The organism is Enterococcus sp. DIV0774 (assembly GCF_050539095.1).
GTDB lineage: Bacteria > Bacillota > Bacilli > Lactobacillales > Enterococcaceae > Enterococcus > Enterococcus faecalis.
Genome location: NZ_CP172923.1, coordinates 1,482,778 through 1,504,887 on the forward strand (window position 1 = coordinate 1,482,778; position 22,110 = coordinate 1,504,887).

Annotated in this window: 17 protein-coding genes; 1 reads left to right on the forward strand and 16 read right to left on the reverse strand. The window is 37.1% G+C overall.

Features of this window, described 5'->3' with window-relative positions; all coding sequences use genetic code 11:
• Positions 1-98: 98 nt before the first annotated feature.
• Positions 99-710, forward strand: coding sequence for a lipoprotein (locus tag IGL86_RS07260; RefSeq protein WP_002382413.1), 612 nt, complete (start codon positions 99-101; stop codon positions 708-710).
• Positions 711-756: 46 nt separating this feature from the next.
• On the opposite strand, the gene IGL86_RS07265 is transcribed toward IGL86_RS07260, so the two are convergent.
• From IGL86_RS07265 to IGL86_RS07340, 16 genes are all read right to left on the reverse strand, one after another.
• Positions 757-1,401 (reverse strand): DUF998 domain-containing protein, encoded by a 645-nt coding sequence (locus IGL86_RS07265; protein ID WP_033625767.1) that lies wholly within the window; start codon positions 1,399-1,401, stop codon positions 757-759.
• Between the two features lie 120 nt (positions 1,402-1,521).
• On the reverse strand, positions 1,522-2,676 hold the full coding sequence (locus IGL86_RS07270; protein ID WP_002386882.1) for an AI-2E family transporter: 1,155 nt from the start codon (positions 2,674-2,676) through the stop codon (positions 1,522-1,524).
• A 682-nt stretch (positions 2,677-3,358) separates the two neighbouring features.
• The gene (locus IGL86_RS07275; RefSeq protein WP_033625514.1) at positions 3,359-7,333 is read right to left on the reverse strand and encodes an endo-alpha-N-acetylgalactosaminidase family protein; all 3,975 of its coding nucleotides are present in this window, start codon (positions 7,331-7,333) and stop codon (positions 3,359-3,361) included.
• Between the two features lie 150 nt (positions 7,334-7,483).
• Positions 7,484-7,891 carry a PTS sugar transporter subunit IIA gene (locus IGL86_RS07280; protein ID WP_002361967.1) on the reverse strand — a complete coding sequence of 136 codons (408 nt, stop codon included), beginning with the start codon at positions 7,889-7,891 and terminating at the stop codon, positions 7,484-7,486.
• A 19-nt stretch (positions 7,892-7,910) separates the two neighbouring features.
• Positions 7,911-8,720 carry a PTS system mannose/fructose/sorbose family transporter subunit IID gene (locus IGL86_RS07285; RefSeq protein ID WP_002357254.1) on the reverse strand — a complete coding sequence of 270 codons (810 nt, stop codon included), beginning with the start codon at positions 8,718-8,720 and terminating at the stop codon, positions 7,911-7,913.
• Positions 8,707-9,606 (reverse strand): PTS mannose/fructose/sorbose/N-acetylgalactosamine transporter subunit IIC, encoded by a 900-nt coding sequence (locus IGL86_RS07290; protein ID WP_002357253.1) that lies wholly within the window; start codon positions 9,604-9,606, stop codon positions 8,707-8,709. The genes IGL86_RS07285 and IGL86_RS07290 overlap by 14 nt, the downstream gene beginning before the upstream one ends.
• Before the next feature lie 13 nt (positions 9,607-9,619).
• Positions 9,620-10,099 carry a PTS system mannose/fructose/N-acetylgalactosamine-transporter subunit IIB gene (locus IGL86_RS07295; RefSeq protein WP_002361968.1) on the reverse strand — a complete coding sequence of 160 codons (480 nt, stop codon included), beginning with the start codon at positions 10,097-10,099 and terminating at the stop codon, positions 9,620-9,622.
• Complete coding sequence (locus tag IGL86_RS07300) at positions 10,096-11,910, reverse strand: glycoside hydrolase family 35 protein (protein WP_025188927.1); 1,815 nt, start codon at positions 11,908-11,910, stop codon at positions 10,096-10,098. The genes IGL86_RS07295 and IGL86_RS07300 overlap by 4 nt, the downstream gene beginning before the upstream one ends.
• 32 nt (positions 11,911-11,942) lie before the next feature.
• Complete coding sequence (locus tag IGL86_RS07305) at positions 11,943-12,884, reverse strand: hexose kinase (RefSeq protein WP_078126751.1); 942 nt, start codon at positions 12,882-12,884, stop codon at positions 11,943-11,945.
• A 15-nt stretch (positions 12,885-12,899) separates the two neighbouring features.
• Complete coding sequence (gene lacD, locus IGL86_RS07310; RefSeq protein ID WP_033625512.1) at positions 12,900-13,895, reverse strand: tagatose-bisphosphate aldolase; 996 nt, start codon at positions 13,893-13,895, stop codon at positions 12,900-12,902.
• Positions 13,896-13,917: 22 nt separating this feature from the next.
• Positions 13,918-15,090 carry an SIS domain-containing protein gene (gene agaS / locus IGL86_RS07315; RefSeq protein WP_010707482.1) on the reverse strand — a complete coding sequence of 391 codons (1,173 nt, stop codon included), beginning with the start codon at positions 15,088-15,090 and terminating at the stop codon, positions 13,918-13,920.
• Positions 15,091-15,101: 11 nt separating this feature from the next.
• Positions 15,102-15,833, reverse strand: a complete 732-nt coding sequence (locus tag IGL86_RS07320) for a GntR family transcriptional regulator (protein ID WP_002360115.1) — start codon at positions 15,831-15,833, stop codon at positions 15,102-15,104.
• Between the two features lie 385 nt (positions 15,834-16,218).
• A complete protein-coding gene (locus tag IGL86_RS07325; RefSeq protein ID WP_033625826.1) occupies positions 16,219-17,121 on the reverse strand; it encodes a glycosyltransferase family 8 protein in 903 nt (300 codons plus the stop codon).
• Positions 17,111-17,956 (reverse strand): glycosyltransferase family 8 protein, encoded by an 846-nt coding sequence (locus IGL86_RS07330; protein ID WP_025187274.1) that lies wholly within the window; start codon positions 17,954-17,956, stop codon positions 17,111-17,113. The genes IGL86_RS07325 and IGL86_RS07330 overlap by 11 nt, the downstream gene beginning before the upstream one ends.
• 500 nt (positions 17,957-18,456) lie before the next feature.
• Positions 18,457-20,517 (reverse strand): LTA synthase family protein, encoded by a 2,061-nt coding sequence (locus IGL86_RS07335; RefSeq protein ID WP_002361977.1) that lies wholly within the window; start codon positions 20,515-20,517, stop codon positions 18,457-18,459.
• Positions 20,518-20,558: 41 nt separating this feature from the next.
• On the reverse strand, positions 20,559-21,947 hold the full coding sequence (locus IGL86_RS07340; RefSeq protein ID WP_002382423.1) for an MFS transporter: 1,389 nt from the start codon (positions 21,945-21,947) through the stop codon (positions 20,559-20,561).
• Between the last annotated feature and the right edge of the window lie 163 nt (positions 21,948-22,110).

Genomic DNA, 22,110 nt, shown 5'->3' on the forward strand with positions numbered 1-22,110 from the left:
TATTTCCTGAACCTTCTTGAGAGAATAAGCCTAATTTCCCATTAGCCAAACTTCTCAATCTTTGAGTGTATGATTACTCATTTCCCTTTGAATCAGTTATGATAAAGGAAGAAATAAATAAATTTTTTGGAGGGATTTTCATGAAAATGTCTAAAGTACTCACCACTGTTTTGACGGCAACTGCTGCTCTTGTGCTGCTTAGTGCTTGTTCATCTGATAAAAAAACAGATAGTAGTTCTAGTAGCAAAGAAACAGCTAATTCAAGTACAGAAGTAGTCTCTGGTGCTTCAATTAGTGCCAAGCCTGAAGAGCTCGAAATGGCGTTAAGTGATAAAGGAAATTGGATTGTCGCAGCTACTGACAATGTCACTTTTGATAAAGAGGTAACAGTTGCTGGTACTTTCCATGATAAGGGGAAAGATTCCAACGATGTCTATCGTAAATTAGCGCTTTATTCTCAAGATGATAATAAAAAAGTAACTGCTGAATATGAAATCACAGTTCCTAAGCTAATCGTTTCTTCTGAAAATTTCAACATCGTTCACGGGACTGTCAAAGGTGATATTGAGGTGAAAGCAAATGGCTTTACTTTAAATGGTACCAAAGTTAATGGCAATATTACTTTTGATAAACAAGAATACAAAGATTCTGCTGACTTAGAAAAAGATGGTGCCACTGTTACTGGTGAAGTCACCGTAGCCAATAATTAAGTTATTACCAGACAATTTTAACTAGTAAAAAACCAATGACAAATGTTCAATCAAATTTGTCATTGGTTTTAGTTTGTAAACACAGTGCCATCATTGGTAGATAATTACAAAATGAACTCACTCTTTGCCATAAGCCTAAATAATTAAATGGTTTTACCTGTTGTAGCTGTGGAATCCTTGCTAAGCCATATAAGCCGGCTGCAAGCATACATAAAATAAACAAAAAGCCAAAAAGGTTTTTATTTTTTTGCGAACCGTCTTTACTATAGATAATGGTTAAGACGCCTGATAACAACAAAAAGCCTGTATAACCGACTGCTGATCCTCCGTTATGAAGCGCGGTAGCAACTGTGCCAGCGCTTGAAGTGTCTACGCTGAAGAGCCCACTGAAAATACAATCAAATAAACCATAAGCGCCAATCATTGCCACTACTAACCAAGCACCTTTTTTCGTTTTTCTGGAAAAAATAGCATATATCCTAGGTAAACTTGCTAACATCAACATTCCCGCAATGATAGTTAAATGATCAAAGGTTTCCCTAACTGGACTATTCACATCACCTAATAAGCTAATTACTTCTGTCAATTGATTGTAACCTTGATCTTTGAATCCGACATAATAAGGTGTAAAAAAATCAAGTAAGACCCCTAAAACTAAAAAATAGCCGCCATATTTTTTTAAAAACTGCATTTATTCACCTCAATTTTGATTTTCTATTTACTTTAAGTATAGCATATCAAAAATTCCAAATAATGAAACTTTCTTTTCAACTAAAAAACTTTTCGTCAACGCGAGACGAAAAGTTTTACTTTAGGATTCAATAGAATCTACAATCTTATCATTTTCTTTTGATTCATTTAGCCACTCCGAGACAATAATTTTAATGATTGCAGCAACAGGAACTGCTAAAAACATCCCTAAGACGCCGAAGTACGCTCCCCCAATCGTGATTGAAACAATAATTAAAATCGGATTGACATTTAGGGCATCTCCCATAATTCGAGGACCAATAATATTGCCGTCAATTTGTTGTAAAATTAATAAAACTAGTAACACCGTAATGGCTTGAGTAACACCACCTGTGAAAAGCGTAATCACACCAGCAACAATTGACGCAAAAATCGAACCAAAATAAGGAATCATATTACAAATACCTAATAAAATTCCTAAAGTCACAGCAAATTTCACATTTAAAATACTTAACAAAATCGTTGATGAAACGCCAATTATACAGGCATCAAGAAATTGGCAACTGATAAATTTATAGAAAATTTTATTCGTTGTATTTAACCAGGTTTGTGTTTGCTTGTACACTTTTTCAGACAGCAATTTGTGGGCAGCCTTTTCAACAAATGTCAAAATAGATTGCTTAAATACCAGCGCATAGATTGAGATAATCAACGTTAAAAATGCATTTAAAAAGAATGAGGAAACATTTTTAGTCAACGTTCCTAATGAAAATAACGCTTGTGTCCATTGATTTAAAAAACGTTCCGGCGACAAATCTTTAAGGACACTATTTAAATATTTTTCAATCGCGGCTGTTTTTAAAATCCCTTTATCTTCTAAACTCATCACAAACTGAACCATGTGATCATAAAAAGTGGGTAAAGAGTTTGCTAAATCTACTAAATTACTAATGAGTAGCGGAACGATATAGTTTAATGTCAAGACAAAAATAAACAAAATAATCAGGTATAAAAGGAGTACACTCAAGCCGTGTTTCGCTTTTTTAACGACTGGTAAAGGTACTCTTTCTAGTAATCCCTCGATTTTTTTCTGACTTCCACTCAATAAATAAGCAATCACGAACCCAGTAATGAATGGGGATAAGATGCCTAACAAACCCGAAACACTATGGACAAAGTGCTGATAATTCGTGATTAATAAATAGCCAACAATCAGCGCCATTACAAATAAAAAGCGGACAACCCAGTAATTCCAATCAACATTGTATTTCTTCAATCACTTCACCTCTAAATAAATTATGCCTATCATTGTAATTGTAAACGATTTGTGGCAAAAGGCAAGTTTGTCCATTCGTTCTTGATGAAATACACAAAGAAGCCTGACACTTTAAAAATGTGTCTGTTTATTCTGCAGTATAAAAATGAGGCACTAGGCCTTTCTTCTTTTCATAAAAGAAGCAGAGCGTGGGACAAAAATCACTTTGGATTTTTGCTTCACGCTCAAAAACTGATAAACGGCGGGAACAGAAGCAACACTACGCGTTGCTCCGATCTCAACAACTTCTAAGGTGTTTTCTCGACATGCGTCTCGTCACAGTACAGCCTTCAAAAGAGCTACAGCTCTAAGAGTTGCGATGTTTCACTGTGAAGCATGAACAGATGAAATCATCGTACCTACTTGGTGAAGGTCCTTCGGAAATAAGCCGAAATTGTTGAGAATCACGAAGAACGTAGTGATTCGATGATGAACAATACCTACTTGGTCTCCAAAAATTATAGAACACCGGGTAGGTATCATGCAACATCAACTCGTTCCTCGTTGTGTTTTATGACAATTTTCGGAAATTTCTTCTTATTGCTGAGAAACACTATTTGCAAAGCAAATAGATGTTGAACAGTACCTACTTGGTTCTCGGAGTTAAGCACTTCTGTCCCGACCTCTTCTAGATAGACTAAATTTATTTTTTTGATTCCACTGTGACCGTAAAGTTATCCATAATGAAATCTTTATCGGCACCTGTTGTAAAAATACCAAACGTAGTGTTTCCTGAAGCATCCCCAATTATTTCTGCTTCATAATGCTTGGTTTGACCATCTGCTGCTGTCGAAGTCAACTCACCGACTGGCTTAAAGTCATTGTTATTTTTCAACTCTCCATTAATGGTCCCAGCAGTAAAGACATTTTCACCATCAGTTTGATAATCAAATTGGACCGTATATTTCTTGTTCGGTTCAAATTTAATATTTTGCGGAATTGTTTGAAGCATCAATCCTGCTCCTTGTTTATGGGCTTTCAAGGACCAGTTGCCTTCTAATACATCTGAAACAAGGTTTCCATTCCAACCATATTGTGTGTAAGGTTCATTTCTTTCTGATAAATGAATCCGTGGATCTTCTACACCACCAGCTGAGCCTTTAACAAACGGATATAACCCAACTGCTTGTGTGTCTTCAAAATCTTGCTTAATAACTGTTTGTTTGTCTGGATTCATGATATCCGTTTGACGCTCAACAATTCGTAAATCATCAAATTTTGTAACGGAATTGCCTTTATCAACCGCTAACGTCACCGAGCCTTTTTTCGCATTATCTGGGATTTCAAAATCAATTCGCATATTTTGCATATACTGCGGATTTTTCCTGCTTGTATGGTTAATATCTGCCTGAATATAGTTTTGGGCAACCGAATTATTCACTGTCCGCGTATATTTTTTACCACCAATTTTAACAGTTACTGTGGCTTTGCGATCATGTGTTTCTGTGTTTAGATACAAACTATATTTTCCTGGTTTAGGAAGATTGATGTCTTGTTTGATTTCGGTTCTTTCTTTTTCTGAACTAAAGACATAATCACCGTTAGCATCTTTTTTAACCTCTCCATCACCTCGGAAAACTTTCCAGTTATTTTTCAAGGTATTGGCTTCATTAAATCCAGGATCTTTAAATGGTGTTCCTGTTCCAAATGTCATCGGTTCAATACTGTCAGGTTCAGCAATGACATACGGTGTATTAGCCTCGGCTTGGATGGTCACTTGGTTATTTGTAGTGGCAATTGCGCCTTTGTCAATACGCCCTTGATCTGTTAATTCATATAAATGTAAATTCGTTTTTCCTTGCATTTTCTTATCCAATGACCAAGTGCTGGTACCGCCTTTTGGATTCCAGTGATATAGTTTGTCTTGACCATTGACATTCCAAGGCAGTAGATACGCATCACCTTTTAGAACTTCTGTCTCATTTAACGTAATGCTTCTTGGCGAATTAGCATCTGCTTGAGTAACGGTCACTTTTTCAGCACCGTTCGCTAATTTAATCGTGCCATAGATTTGACCATCTGCTGCTGTTGTAGTTTCCCAGTTTGTAATTTGGTAATGTTGTAAGAACTTAGTTGGGACATTAATGGCAAAAGTTTTTTGGCGATAGGTATTAAAATTGGTTTTACCCACCCAACCTTCATAGGCTTCAAATTCAGCTCCACCTAACAAAGGGTTGTCCGAAATAATCCAAGTGTCTTTTTGATGATTCCGAATAAAACGAACGATTGTACTGTTAAAGCCTTTCGTTGTTGTACCGCCGTAATCTTTTTCTGCAGACCAATGGTTCCAAACCGAGTCATACTCTAAAGCATTCGGAAATTCATTGGTTGTAAACCAACCGAGTGAATTAATTTCTTTACTTAGTTGACGACTTGCCCAACCTGATTCGCCTTGGTTGCCCCAAACATCAACATAAATATAATCTAGATTCGGTGCTTTTTGTTTTAATTCTTTAAAGCGCTCATAACGACGACCACTCAATGCATCGGGTCTTTGTTTAATAAAATAAGACGGATCTAACCAATCCCAGCCACGCTTCGTTGGATCAACTAATTCCTCATTAAATCCTTTTGCTTCTGGGTAAGACTCGGTGTCATTAATATGCACACCGAAAACGGCATTTAATTTATGGCCTTCATCAATTAATTGATTCAACGCTTGTTCCCCACCAGGTCGCTGACCAATAGCACCGTAATCTGGATGCGCAGAATCATGTCCTTCATTTTGATACCCTTTTAGTAAATTCATTTGTCCTAATCCATCTGTTAAATTGTAAATACGTTTTGATTCGTCTAACGTCACTAAGAATGGATTTGTCGCCTGACTAGCAAAGTTAAAAGGAATCCGTTGGTTGACTAATTCAGGGACTTTTTCCGCGCCCATTGGGTTATTCATAATTGAACGGAACCCAATTGCCGCATCTTGCCAATCCACCCGCTTGTCGTCGTTGCTATCTTTTGAGAATTTAACTTTCACTTCTGGCGTTTCTCCAGTTGTGTAATCTTCCGGTGCATCGAATGGTCGATAGGTCCATGCCCCACTTGACAAGGTTGTTACAAAACCAGTCGCCGCTTCTTTTGTTTGTTTATGGATTCGATTGTTGTCACTACCATCGACAGAGCCGTCTCCATAGGCGTTCGTCCAAAAACTTGCAGCATAATTCGCCGTATTTAAGAAACCATACATATATTTTTTCGTTTCTTCTTGACTAGTTGTAGTTAAATCTTGGATAGTATCACCATTTTTATTTCCGTTATTTGCATTTGTCCCAGTATTCATCACAACGCCAGCAAAAGTCGCCCCTTCATCTGTACTATTGACAGAAATCAAGCCTTGATTCGGAATTGAAATTGTGTGTATTTTGGTTCCTTCTTCACGAATATCTGAGAGTTTCATAGCTAATTCTTGGCCTTCGGAAACAGTCAATGTCGTTGTGAAACGCAGACCAATTTCTGGGACAGCTACGTTATAAACGGCTTGATTTGCTTCACTCTTCTGTTTTTCAGCAGTTGCTTTATATGCTTTGCCATCAATCATTACTTGGTCAACTTTCTCGTGTTGGCCATTAAAAATCACTTGATTACTCTGAGGGTCTTCGTAGCGAATAATTCGTGGAAATTGTGGATCAACCACGGCTGTTAAATCTGCAGAAGAGATTTTGTCGCCTTTTTCAGCTTCATTGTCTTTAGCAACAACAATGCTGGCTTTTGCTTTGATGTTTGTATTTTCCAAAGTACCGTCGACTTCAAAAGTTCCTGGTTCTTTGTATGCATCAGGATCGATTTCATCCCAACGGACTGCTTCATTGGCTTCTTTACCAGTATTATAGGTCACTTTTACTTGTTTCGGTAATTTTGGTGCAACACCAATTTTTGTAAAAACTTTGACTGGCGCAATTTGTGTCACTTCTGGCACAATTTCTGGAATGCTATCTACGGGGCCATTTTTAAAATAGTCATAATTGACAATTTTTTTGTCGTACCACAAACGGACACCCACATGTCCGGCTTCTGTTGGAATTTTGTCTCCATTGGCCAAAACAGGTTCTCCTTCGTAAATCAACGTGGTGTTAAGCCAGATAGTAATTTTTTCACCAACATAACGTACTTTCAACAAATAATTCGTATCTTCATTTAACGTTGGCCCAGAAATTGAATCATTCCACGAATTAGGGCTTTCAACTAACCATTTGCCATTCGCGTTATAGCCTACAAAAACCCAGCTATCTTTGGTATTACCACGAATAATCACACCCGTCCGACCGCTTCCAGTAGTGTATTTAAACTTTGTTTCTACTTCACCATCAGCTAATTTAGGGGAATCTAAATTTAAAGATACGGCATTATTACCTGCTGCTGCATCTCGTGAAATCGCCAATGACTCTCCTGCTAATTCTCGATTTGTTTTACCAATCACATCTTGCCACTCACCAATTTTCCCTCCTGGAAAATCAGATTGCCACAATTTTTCTTCTGTTGCGGCAGGTTCCACCATTGATGAGCTTGTTTCAGTGCTGCTGTTTGTTGTTTCTTCTGCAGACGTACTTAATGGTACTAAAATCGTTGCGCTTGCCAATAGTGTCAATGTACTAAATCGTTTTATTTTTCCATGTTTCATCTGATAAATCAGCCCCCTAACATTTTTTGAACACGCTTTCATTATTAACAATTAAAGGGGCGTTCCAAAAATAAATTCTTTTATTTTTGGAACGTCCATCTCTAAATCATTCTCTTAAAAACTTTGATTACTTACGACAACAAGTCAGAATTATTCATCCTCGTCATCTACTGCAACATTTAGCAGCAATTCGTTGACTTTCACAATACTTTCTGCTGATTCCTTAACATAGTCACCTTCAATCGCTAATAAACTTGCATTTACATAGCTGATAACCATCGGTAAATTCATTCCAGTATATAAGTCAAACGAAGCACCTTGCATAATTTTTTTAGATAATATATTACAAGGTGTCCCCCCTAATAGATCAGCAAAGACAACAAAATCTTCTAACGATTCCGTAATCGCTTCAAATTTTTCTAAAAAGTCAGCTTCACCTTCTTCTGGTAATAAAGCAACAGTGGAAATTGTTTCTTGCGGTCCCATAATCATCTCCGCACTTTTTTTCAATTCCTCGCAAAAACGGCCATGACTTACTAAAACTAAATGTTCACTCATCGATTTTCTCCTGTCTTACTTATTTTGAAATAACACCTAACGCAGACAATGCGACACAGACAATTAATACGATAAAAATGGCTTTAGTAGACGTCATATTCTTTTTACCTAGCATCCAATAAACGCCACCGACAATTCCTGCAGGAAGTAGACGTGGTAAAATCATATCCAAGTTATTTTGCATGTTAAGTGTTACATCCCCAATACTTGGTGCCCATGATAGTTTCACATTAACCATCGTTGCCACTAAAGCGCCAACCATGAAGACCCCTAGTAAAGTTGCAGCATCTGTTAAGGCAGTTAAGCGGTGTTGCATAGTTGTTACCAAAGAAATTCCTTCGCGATACGCAAATTCCAATTGTTTCCAACGGAAGACCATCACGGCAATTTGAGCAACAATCCAGATAAAGATACCAGTTGGGTTACCATTAATCGCCATGTTAGCAGCTAGCGCCCCAAAAATAGTTGGAATTAAAGCTGCGAAAATTGAATCCCCAATTGCTGCAAACGGTCCCATTAAACCAGTTTTCAAACCTGAAACTGTTTGTTTTCCAGCAATGCCTTCTTTTTCTTCAATGGCCAAATCGATCCCTGTAATAATCGTATTAAAGAAGTTTGAAGTATTGAAAAATTGCGTGTGTGTTTTCATCACTTCTTTTAATTCAGGCGTATCATCCCCATAAATTTTACGCAATTGTGGCAAAATCGTATACAAGTAACCTGATCCTTGCATTCTTTCGTAGTTCCAACCTAATTGGAAAGTAAACAAGCTTCTGCGATTAATTTGTTTAAAATCTTCTTTCGTCAATTTATAATTAGATTTCGTCATCTTCAATCTCTCCTTCGTCTGAATCATTCGCTGCATGTTCTTTTTTGGCTGCTGGCCCACTCGGAATCATTTGACCATTTTTGTAGCTAATTGCGGCTAAAGCGAAACCAATTAAAGCGACTGCTAACATTGGTAGTGCGTTAAATACACCACTGAAGTCTTTCACAACGCTCGCAACAGATGTTCCTAAAAGTTGCATGTTTGTAAAGATTGTTCCTAGTAAAGCAGTTACAGTGAAACCAAGAATTAAATAAGGGAAATGTTTTTTCACTGGTAAGTAACGTAGTAAAATTGCAAAACCGACCGCTGGTAAGACCGCCCCAGCAACAGACAAGCCATCACCTAACCATTTCAAATCGCCATTTAGGACAGATACAACTTTTTGTACTAAACCACCACCAAAAGCAAGTGCTAAGAAGACTGGAATCATTCGAGAAAGAGACCAAGGTAAGGCACCCATTAAGAAGTTACGTTCAATTCCTTTGTAGTTCATATCTTCGACCATTTTATCAATTCGATGTGCAAAGTAGGTATTCGCAAAACGAGCCAAAATGTCTAATTGAATCATTAAACTAGCAACTGGTACTGCAATAGCAGCGATTGCTTGTTCAGGGTTCATTCCTAAAGACACAGAAAATGCTGTGGCAAGAATCGTACCTGAGTTAGCATCAATTTTGGAGGCACCCCCGAAAGTCCCAACTCCTAATACAGTTAATTGCATACTTCCACCAATAATAAGTCCTGCTTTAATATCCCCCATCACTAATCCTGCAAAAAGACCTGCAAACACTGGCGCACTTAATGAAGAATAAATTTGTAATTCATCTAAAATTTGGTATCCTGCGTATAATGTTAATAATAAGATCTGCCACCATAAGATATTCATTTTTTGTTCCCTCCTATTTTGTTATCAAACTCATAAAGTCTTCCGCTTTGTCACTTGGCACCATTTGAGCAATCAGATGGACACCTTTAGCATTTAACTCTTTAAAAACCTCAATATCTTGATCGACCACATTGATTGACTTAGTAATCGACCGTGTTTCGTTTGTTTGAGACATGTTCCCAACATTGATTTCTTTAATCGGCACCCCAAGTTCTACTAGTTTTAATAAACGATCTGGTTTCCGTACCACAATTAGTAAACGTTGTGAGTCGTATTTTCCTGCTAAAATATTTTGAGCAGCTTTTTCAACTGGTAACACGCTTAGTTTCACGCCAGCTGGTGTTGCTAATTTCAAGCCACTTTTTTCAATGGCATTCCCTGCAACCTCATCATCAACGACCATAATTCTGGAAATATTTAATTTTGTCGCCCATAAATTTGCCACTTGTCCATGAATCAAACGTCCATCAATTCTTACGCCAATAATACTCATTGTAATCCCTCTTTCATTTCTTTATATAGTGGTTCTTTTACTAACTGAATTTCTGGTTGGTACGTTCCTTCCGTTTCAAAAATGACGATCTCATTTTGCCCTTCTTTTAATAATCCTTTGGGAATATATAAGGAAAGCGTCGGACCAACATTCCAGAAACGACCAAGATTGGTTTGGTTAACAAAAACAATTCCTTTGCCGAATTTAGAAACATCAATAAATGTATCTTTCACTTCTGCTAACTCCACATGATACTGGTAAAAGCTTGGTTGATCAGGCTGCCATTCTCTTGAATAGTCTACCTGTTCACAGCTTGTCATAGGTAAACAATATTGTTGCCATTGCGTCATAAAATGTAAATCTGCCATGACACCCGTTCGAATCCCTTTTTTCTGAGTATCTGCAAATAGTTTATGCCCGTAATTGACACGACCCATATTTTCCATTAAAATATCGATTTGATTATTCTCTTGCGGCAGTGTAACGTAAATATCTTCGCCAATTTCCGTTTGATATTGCGTTGCTTGATGTACCTGATTGACAAATAATTGCAGACGATCACGACCGTCAATCACTCTTAGCTTTTCTTCTGCAGCATCTTTTTCAATGCTTGTTCGGTAAAGAAGATAGCCGGTATTTTGTCCTAATTGTTCCATGGTTTGCGGATAAACGCTGACCACTGGCTGACTAATCGTTTCTAAAGTCGCAAACAAACTCACTTTGTTGGTTAAAGGAATTGCTGTTTGCGCAAAAGAATCTTTTACTAATGGTTCAGCTTGTGGTAACGCAGGGTACTCTTCGTGAAGCATTTTTTGTAACGCAAAATACTTTTCGGTTGGGTTCCCTTGTTCATCAAGAGGCGCATCATAATCATAGGAAGTGATTTGTGGTAAATCAATGGTTCCTCGTGCGGAGCAGCCATTCATAAACCCAAAATTGGTGCCGCCATGAAACATATATAAGTTGATACTGCCTAATGCTAATGCTTCTCTAACTGATTCAGCCAATTCTTGCGGATCTCGTTTAATAATTGGCTCTTTCCAACGATTAAACCAGCCATCCCAAAATTCCATACACATTAGCGGCCATTTTTTACCATGTTCTTCAAAAAAGGCTTGCATCATACCGAAATTTTCTTTGGCTTTTGAGCCAAAATTTCCGGTTACTAAAATATCATCTTCAATCATGCTGCCTGCCCGCAATGTTGCGCGCCATGGCCCGTCAGAAGTAAAAAATGGTGCTGTCACGCCGCGTGCAATCATCAAATCGCGAATCGCCCGTAAATACGCTTTTTCTTCGCCAAATGAACCATATTCGTTTTCGATTTGAATCATTAAAATATTGCCACCGTTAGCAAGTTGATGCGGAACAATTTTTTCCATTAAAACATCATAATATTCCGCAACATGCTTTAGATAGGTTGGATTATTCGAACGCATCCGTCCTGGTTCATTTAATAGCCAGGCTGGAAAACCGCCAAACTCCCATTCTGCACAAATATAAGGAGACGGCCGCACAATCGCATATAGTCCAAGTTCTTGTGCTAATTTTAAAAAGCGCTCCAAATCTAATATTCCCTCAAAATGAAATGTTCCTTTTTGCGGTTCATGTAAATTCCATGGCACATAGGTCTCAACTGTATTGAAGCCTAAAGCTTTCAAGTTATAAAGTGAATGATACCAATCTGAGGGATCTACACGAAAATAATGAATGGCGCCTGATAAAATTTTAAATGGTTGACCATTTAAAAGAAACTCCTCTTTAATTTCAAATCTGTCCACATTGCCACCCTTTCTAGTAAACGCTTTCAATTACTGGATAATTGCTAAATAAAGAAAGCTCTTTATTTAGCAATTTCAACTACTTGGATGTTCATAAGATGTTTCTTCACGTTCTCTACGTCTACATGCCCAGTCATTCTTTCTTGGGCATTAGCCATTCCAGCCGCCATGCCCCATTTTAGCAGTTCGGCAGCTGGGGCATCCTTGGCTAGTCCATAGGCAAGACCAGCAATGGTTGCATCTCCTGAACCAACAGGATTTTTAGCTTGAATCGTTGGAATTTTTACACGATAGAATTGATCGTGATGTTTGGCAATTGCACCATCTTTTCCTAAAGATATGACAATCCATTCAATTCCCGCAAACATTGGTTTTGTTAAAGCTGTTTGTACAGCTGTTAATGGATTTTCTGAAAAATCTTGCTCTAGCAATCCTTCTAGTTCCTCTAAATTAGGTTTAATTAAATACGGTTTCCATGATCCTTGAAGAACTTGCCTTAAACTATCACCAGAAGTATCTAGTAGTACTTTAACCTCTTGTGCGTGAGCTTTTTGAACTAATTCTTGATAAAAATTTGATGGTAATCCTTTCGCTAAACTGCCAGAAATTGTGACAATTTCTGCTTGCTTAATTAATTGATCGAAATTTTCAAGGAAGTTACTGATTTCTTCTGGGGAAACAGTCGGTCCAGCTTCTAAAATTTCAGTTTGATTCCCTTCGTGCAAAATCGCAATCGAATCACGTGTTTCTTCTTTGATTGACGTAAATGCTTGGGGGATGTTTGCTTTCTTTAACTCATTTGCAATAAACGCCCCATGAAAACCACCAAGAACGCCGGTAGCGATAACATCTCCACCTAAATCATGAATAACGCGAGTGACATTTAGTCCTTTGCCACCAGGGGTTTTGGTCACCTGACTGGTCCGATTAACGGTATCAAGCTTTAGATGATCTAATAGGTAGGAGATGTCAATTGACGGATTCATTGTTACTGTTACTATCACAGCTATGCCTCCCAATTACCCTTCGTTTACTTGAACTTTCGTATGCCAAGAGCTGGCGGTTGCCGCGATGACTTCATTTAAACTTTCAATGTTTTCTCGGCCTTCTGTTTTTAACCAATCACAAGCCGCAGTTTCTCCTGCTTCAACGAAAGGTTTCACGCCATTTTTCCACGTAGCACGGCCACATAAAACACCATTAAATGTTGAACCAGCTTCTTTAGCGAAACGTAGTGTTTCTTGGAATAGCTCTGTTGAGACACCGGCACTTAAAAAGATAAATGGTAAATCAGTGGCTTGACTTTGTTCTAAGAAATAATTCGCCGCTTCCTCTTTTGTATACGCTGTTTCAGCCGGCGCAAAACCTTCTACAAAATTCATATTAACTGGAACTTCCACTTTCAATACATCTACTTTATATTGGGGTTTAGAAAATTCTTTCATCATTTCATTCACTTTATGCGGTTTAACTTTTGCATATTCTAAAGAAGTTGCATCTGCTATTTGTGCATCATAAGAAACTAATTCTAAGTAAAATGGTAGGTCTTCTTCTGCACATTCACTCCCTAAGCGTTCAATAAATACATGTTTTTGATGATTGATTTCTGGATCCTCATCCACATCATAGTAGAGTAAAAATTTAATCGCATCTGCGCCTTCTTCTTTCAAGCGTAAAACAGACCAATCTGCTAGTAAATCAGGCAATCGTCCCGGAGTTGTTGCATCATAGCCCGTTTTTTCATAAGCGAGTAACAATCCAGCCTCGGTATCGCGTGCTTTTGCAGCAGGCAATCCATATTCTGGATCCAATAAAATGGCGGACGCATAAGGTGTCAATTCTTTCGAGACTAATTCTTTAAACGTTTCAATTTGTGCATCAGTTGGCTCTACATCTAGCGCTTTGATCATTTTTTTCAAGGCACCTCGTTGATCAATGGCTAATGCGCTAATGATTCCTTCTTGGGTTGACAAACGATCCATTGCCGCTTTTTTTCCAGCTGTTAACGTAAGCATAGTTCCTCCTCCAAATGTTGTATTATTTATAGTCATAAATCGTTACACCTTTAACCACACGATTCACTGTACCTGTCGGTGAAGGGGTATCCGGTTTATTTCCAACTTTAATAGATGTTAAAAGTGCGACTGTTTGGGCTACCATGATATCTGCTAATGCTAAATAGCCATCAGGTAATAGAGCAGTTTCTGCGGAATATTCAATAGTTGAACCTGAGAAATTACGTTTGCCAGGTTGAGCAATCGCAAAAACACCCGCCGCAATTTCGTCACCGTGAACTTCTTCTAAGATATCCAAGTCATAATCTCTTGTGTATGGTGTATTATTAACAAAACCAAACATTATTGTTTTTTCATTAATAAATGATTTTGGTCCATGACGGAAGCCCATAGAAGAGTCAAAAATTGTGGCAACTTTACCGGCTGTTAGTTCTAAGATTTTTAATTGCGCTTCTCTTGTCAAACCAGCTAAACTTCCAGAACCAACATAAACAATTCGTTCAAAATCAAGGTTAACAATTTCATTTAATTCTTCTTCACGGGATAGCACTTCTTCACCTAATTTAATTAGAGCGGTTACATAATCTTGTTTTTGCTCAAAAGCTGTTTGATCAAAGAGTAGTAATGTACCCAAGGTCATGCAAGAAAAGCTACCAGTCATCGCAAAACCACCATCATTGGAACGTGTTGGCATTAAGAATAAAAAGCTGTTTTCTTCTTTTTGGCTTATTTGTGCCAGTTGTCCTTCTTCGGCACAAGTAATCGCTAAATGATGAATTGTTTCAACCACTTGATTAGCTACTTCAACTGCCGCTAAACTTTCAGGACTATTTCCACTTCTTGCAAACGAAACTAACAATGTTGGTTCGTCTTTAATCAGATAATCTTCTGGTTTGGCCACAATATCCGTTGTCCCAATACTTTCGAATGAAAAAGCTTGTGTGTCGCCGTGTGCTCGGAGATAAGGTACAACCGTATCACCGACATATTGTGAAGTCCCTGCTCCTGTAAAAATTACTCTTGTGCGTTTTCCTTGCGCTTTGGCTTGGACTTCTTTTAAAAAGTTTTCCAAAGCTGTTTGATTTTCATAATAAAGTGTCACGGTTTCTTGCCAAAGCTCAGGTTGCTGACGAATTTCACGTGTCGTGATTTCCGCTCCTAGTTGTTCTAGTTCTTCTTTTTCTGCTGTAAACATACTTAACTCTCCTAACTATTCCGAATATGGCGTATCTGATAATGAAATTGATCTGCTCGCGCCACACTCAACGTAAATTCAATAATTTCATTTTTCATGTTATATGTCTGGCGTGCTAAATGAAGGACTGGCGCTCCTTCCGGAATCATCAATAATTTGGCATCTTCTTTTGACGCAATGCTAGCGTATAATTCTTCATCAGCTAAACGAACGGTTTGCTTAAAATCTTCCGAAAATAGATCATATAATGGCTTGCTACGTAGTAATTGATCCGTGAGTGATAAGAAAAATTTCACAGGCAAGTATGTGTCTTCAACCATTAATGGCTCGTTATCAGCAATCCGCAACCGACTTAATTTAAAAACTGCCTCTCCTAACGAAAGATTCAAATGCTGACAAATAAATTTATCCGCTTCCAATTTTTCGAAGGATAATATACGGGTATGTGGTTTTCGACCCAGCCCTTTCATTTGTTCTGTAAAACTATATGCGCCAGCTAAATCAGCGGCCTCTTTTTTTATATCTGAAACAAATGTTCCTTTGCCATGACGACGATAGATGGAACCTCTATTTTCTAGTTCTTGTAGCGCTAACCGGACCGTCGTCCGACTCACTCCATATTGTGCAGTCAATTCACGTTCAGAGGGCAACTTGTCATGAGGAATCATGCATGTTTCGATTCGTTCCTGCAGCAAATCAACAAGTTGATGATACAAAGCTTTGTTTTTAAAGGCATTTTCCATAACTTTCTCCTTTACCCTAACTGGTTATAACCACAAACCAATAGTACGGTGGTTTTTTTTATTTTGTCAATAAAAAGTATTAATAAATATCTTCATACCGCTATAACCTTGAAATGATAACGTTTACATTTTTTTATTTTTCTTTATTGTAATATTTTTTTCCTCAAGAAATCATTTTTTTATAAAAAACCATCCTTAAATATGATACCAGTTGCTGGCTTTATTTTAAATAGACAGAAAAGAGTATGAGACAAAAATCACTTTAGATTTTTGTCTCATACTCAAAATCTGAAAAACAGTTCTATCCCGACTTCTTCGTTTCTATTGTTTGGTTCTGGCAACAACTAACAAGTAACTGATTTTACGAAATCCATGACAATATTCATTATTGAGCATATTCAATCCTTCTGCTAATTTTCGTATAAGATAAATATTGATTGAATGTGTTGACACAACGAAAGGCCGTCCTATTCGCATATTGATCATAATAACGCTTGGTATACCACTGAAATTCTTTCGTCCAAGGTTTGACATGGCCAGTAAAGTGGATAATGGATGGTGCTCTTCTCGTTTCTTCATATTGTTTTTCTCCATAAATAGTTGGATGTTCTTTCGCTTTTGACAGAATATAACCTTGGGCGTTCCACTTAGGATGCAACAGGGTCCAACGGTCGTGTAAAACCGCATTCAATGCATCTTGATCATGGAAACGTAATTTATCTGGATTTTCTTCAATAAATCTTAAGACTTTAGTGGTTACATCTAAATTCAACCATTTTTTAACATCGATTAGCAACAAGCCTGAGTTAAAATAACACATAGATTCTGCAGGAATCGCCATTTTTTCCAAACGTTGATGGAACCCTGCATCTTCAACAGCGGCGATGATATTTTCACCTAAATCAACTGTCCATAATTTTGCGACATCATCTAAGGCAATCATGTCACAATCCATATACAACAGCCGTTCGATCTGGCTTCCTCTAAACAACTCTGGAATAGCAATCCTGTAGTAAGCTGTTTTGGGAATTCGTTCACTGGTTACAACATTTTTGAAAAAATGGGGGTTGATTTTTAAAAATGTTAACTCTGCATTGAGTTGGGTATGTTTAATCGTAAAATACAGTAGTTGCTTGCTTTCAAAATTGATATTGTCATCAATCACATAAAAATGAACAGCTGCCGCTGAAGGACTATTTTCTAAAATTGAAACAAACATAGCAGCAAGATGCGGTACAAAGTTGGTATTGCAACAGGAGACAATCGCTAATTCTTTTCTATTTTCCATTTCTTGCACCTACTTTCTTTAACTTGTTTAGATAAAGAGCTGTATAAGGATGATTTTCTAACGTATTCCAAGGTTTATCGTGTCCAGTAAAATGAATAATCGCTGGCTCTTGATTTCCCGCTGTATATAATTTTTGATAGGCTTCATTAGGCGCTTCATGACGATTAAAAACTAAAGACGTCTGCATATTCCATCTTGGTTCTAGAGCTAGCCAATCTTCATAAAGAACAGCGTTTAAAGCATCTTGATCATGATAAACTATGCGGTCCCCATTTTCTTCTAGATACTGAATTGTTTTTTGCGTGATTGCTTTCTCGTTCCATCGGTCAATATCAATAATCATAACTCCTGAATTAAAATAATAATCGGAGGAATCGATGCCCAAACGTTTCAAGGCATATGCTTGCCCAGGATCAATAACCGCGCCAATCGTTTGGTTCACTAATGGCGTATCATACAACTGGACAATATCATCTAAAACAAGCGTATCTGCATCTAAATAAAGAACCTTTTTATAGCTATATTTTTGTAAAAGTGACGGTAAAGAAATGCGTAAGTAAGCGGTCGTTGTAATATGATCACTCACTAAAAAATTTTGATAAACTTCTTTGTCTGCTGTTAGAAATTCAACAGTCGCACTTTGTGAGTTACTACTAACCGTTTCTCGGAGTGCTTTTTTGCTAGATAGCGACAGCCCATCATCAATCACATAAAAATGAACAGGTCTCTCCGCATGACAATTTTCTAAAACAGTTGTCATCATTACATTCAAATAAGGAGCATAATTTTCGTCTGAAGCTGTCACAATTGGCACAATCTTCTGAGTTTTTCTCATCAAAACCACTCTCCTCTTTTATTTTTATAGCTAAGTTCCTATTCAGAATAGGCCCTGAAAAACTTATCTGCAAATCATATGCTCATTATTTTATAATATAATTATAATAAAAATATATTTTATGGCTATAAAATAATTTTGTTTTCCGTTAATAACTATTAAAAAAACAACATTTCTCTTACTTTATCCTCAAAAATACTATTTATTTAATACTTGTTTTACTAATTTTTTTATCTAAAAATCCGCCTGTTGTATTTTCTGTTGATGATAATTTTAAAATGTACAGCGAAACTTAATATAAATTCTAAACTGACTTCTTACTCAATAAAAGAGCGAAAGAGCCTGGGACAAAAATCACTTTGGATTTTTGTTCCAGGCTCAAAACCGGATAAATGGCGGGAACAGAACCAATTCCTTCGAAAATAAACGGATCTGTTCTGACCTCCTTCACTTCATATATGATTCTCTTTCCCTTCCAAAAATTATCCTTCTTAAATGATCTATGGCGTAGTCGGATAATTTTGGACTGTCGTTTGATTGCCATTTTGACTAAACAAGCTAGTTGATTGTGCATTTTTTTGTTTTTCTACTTCTAAGACTTTGTTTTTTTCAAAAGCCACATCATAGTTGTAGTCCTTTGGTTGCACTTCTTGGAATCCTTGTGGTTTATAAAAACGTAAAAGGTTTTCCTGATTTAATTTGTCAGATAAACTTAACGATTTTTTCACCCAATCGTTATCTTTCGTGACTTCTGCTTTTAAATCTGCTGGAACTTGGTCTAATTTTTTCCCTTGATTATTGTAGATTTCCCCACCTAGATAAGAAAATTGAGGCGTTACAAAATCGCCATTTCTAAAAGGAACCACTTGTTTATATTGAGGAGATAAAAGGTCCGTGCCAAAATGGATATAATTTTTATCATCGACACCTAAAAGATGGTACAGTGTCGGTAAAACGTCAATTTCCCCACCATATTCGTGCATGATTTTCCCTTGCGTATAGCCTGGCATGTAAAACATCAAAGGTACTCTTTGCAATTGCGCATTGTCATAGTTTGTCCACGTTTTTGGATCGCGGTTGAAAGCTTTACATAAGTCCTTGTTGTTTGCATCTGAAATACCGAAGTGGTCACCATAAATAACAAAAATAGAATGATTGTATAAACTTGTTGTTTGCAAGTAATGGAAAAATTGTTCTAGCGATTGATCCAAATAGTGCGCTGTTCGAACATAATCATCCACAATCGAATTGCCTGTGTTCAATTTAGGAAACGGGAAGTTTTGGTCATCCGTATAATAAGGGGTATGATTGGTCACAGTTAAAAACTTCGCATAGAATGGCTGCTGTAAATGCTCAAGCTCACTAGCTGATTCACGCAACAATTGTTTATCTAAAATACCGTAACCTAGCATTTTGTCATCTTTTGAAAAATATGACCGATCAAAAAAGTATTGATAACCTAAGTTTTTATACACATGGTCCCGATTCCAAAAACTCCCCACATTCCCATGGAAAACAGCGGTTGTATAGCCTTTTTGTCCTAAAACAGCGGGAGCCGCTTCGAAAGTATTGTCTGATCCTAATTGTGTAAAAAGAGAGCCTTGCGGGAGGCCGAATGTTCCTGTTTCTAACATGTTCTCCGCATCACTCGTTTTTCCTTGCCCTACTTCATGAAAGAAATTATCAAAACTGATTGTCGCTTTGTTTTGATAGAGCTGATTTAAAAACGGTGTAACCTCTTGGCCTTGGACTTTCATATTAATCAAAAATTGTTGAAAACTTTCTAAATGAATCACAAATACATTTTTCCCTTTGGCAATCCCGGCATACTGCGGATTAAGCGGTAAATTGTTTTGCTTGGTAAATTTCATGATTTCAGGTAATTCGTTTGAACTAGCTTCTGCTCTTACCTCATTTGACATGGCTGTTTTGACACCATCGATGGCTGTGAATGCATCCAAGCCAAGATATTTTACAATATAATTACGGTCAAAAATTCTTTGAAGCAATTGAGGACGATCGGTTTCACTTAAAAATAAGTTAACCGAAAAGAGCAAGACACTTAAACAACTAATTGAGATCGCCAATCTTCTGTTGATAGGTTTGGTCACAAAGACTTGATGATTCCGTCGCTGTTTAAAAGAGTAAAATACCAAAACGAGCAGCACTAAAGTATCTAGCCAATAAAAGACATCGTGGACTCTCATTAAAGCAAGTAAATCACCAGAAATTCCTTCTGAAACTTTTGAAAAGCCAAAAACAGATTGGATGGTAATAAAGTCAGTGAATTCACGATAAAAAATAATATTCAAATATAAAATTAATGTATTTAAAACATTTAAAAGAGTTAAGCTAAGCATAAATGTTTTATGCTTTTTAAAATACAAACTAAAGCCAAATAATAACAGCGTAGTAGCAACTGGATTGAACCATAAAATTTCTCGCTGGAGACTGCCCTTAACGCCTAATGAGAAATCTAGGTAATACGCCAGAATCGTTTTTGCCCAAAAGAGTAAAACAAAAAATAAAAAGAGTCCTAATCGGTTATTTATTTTTTTCATCTAAGTTTGTCTTCCTTTCCCTTCAAAAAAATCTTGATTTGTTAAAAATAAAACCTAACTCTGCGCAATGACTTTTTCGCTAGCGGAGAATTGGATAAATAACTTAAAAAGATAATCGCAATGGCGCAACATCCAAATAAAAGCCATACGTTTGTAAAAGGTGTTCGAGTAAGCGAACTAGTAATAGGCTTTGTAATTAAAAGACTTGGTAGCGCAACCCCTAAAGAATTGCCAATTTGCTTACATGTCACCGCAATGGCTGCTGCCGTTCCTGACTGAGAAAGTGGCATTCCTTCAATCGCTGTAATGGTAATCGGCGAATTTAACATCCCAAACCCAATGCCTAAAAAGATATAAATAATAAATAAAATAATCATAGGCGTTGTTTTAGTTACAAATAATTGTAAAAAGCTAACAGCCAACATTGAAATACCACAAAGCATAATAGGACGTTTCGTCCCTATTCTCCCTACCATTTCGCCGGCTCTCGGGGCAACAAGAAAACTAACAAAAGCCAAAGGAATGGTTGATAAGCCAGCTTCCAACGGGCTGAAGCCTCTCATCTCTTGCAAATATAGCGTGTTTAAAAATAAATAGCCGTTATATATGATAAAGCCAAAAATAGCTAAAAAAGAAGCCGATGTAAATGGAATAGATAAAAAGAAACGCGGGTTGATTAACGGATTGTCAATGTTATATTCATAAATAAAGAAAATGACAATGGCTAAGCAGCCGATTATCCCAGTACTTAAAATATCTGGCGCGAAAAGCCCTTTTCTAGGTAGTCCGATAATGGAATAGATAGAACTAAATAGAAAAAGAATCATCAATGCTTGACCAACAAAATCATTTTTCACCGTTTTCTCTACTTTTGACTCAGGTACAAACTTTTGTGTAAGGATGATTGCCGCAGCAATGATCGGTACATTTACAAAAAAGACATACCGCCAGCTAAAATAAGAAACAATCAGTCCACCAATAATCGGGCCCATGCCTAAGGAAATCCCTGTAACAGAGCCCCACAAGCCAATTGCTTTCGCTCTTTCTAACTTTTCGGTAAATACCTGTGTAATAATAGACATTGCTACCGGATTTAACATAGAACCACCAATCCCTTGCAACATGCGAAACGCGATCAATTGCCCTGGGGTTTGCGAAATCCCACATAGGAAAGACGCTAAACCAAAACAGGCTAAGCCCAATTGAAGGACTCGTTTACGGCCAATTCGATCTGCTGTAGACCCAGACAACAATAATAAGGATGCTACCATTAAAGTGTAGCCATCTGTTACCCACTGTAATGTAGACAGATTCGTGTGAAAATCACTTTGAATGGATGGTAACGCCACATTGACAACCGTAACATCCATGGTCACTACAAACAAACTCATGCAACAAGTATACAAAATAACTTTTTTTCTATCGATCATAAAAACAGTCCTTTCTAGCAACTACATAAAACAGGAAAAGCAACAATGACACTTAAACTTCTAACGACACAGTTATCGCAAGTACTCACGTATCAACAGTTCTTTATATTCCTTGCCATTTAGTTATTTTATATTTAAAAAAGTAAATCTTTAGATAGCCAAA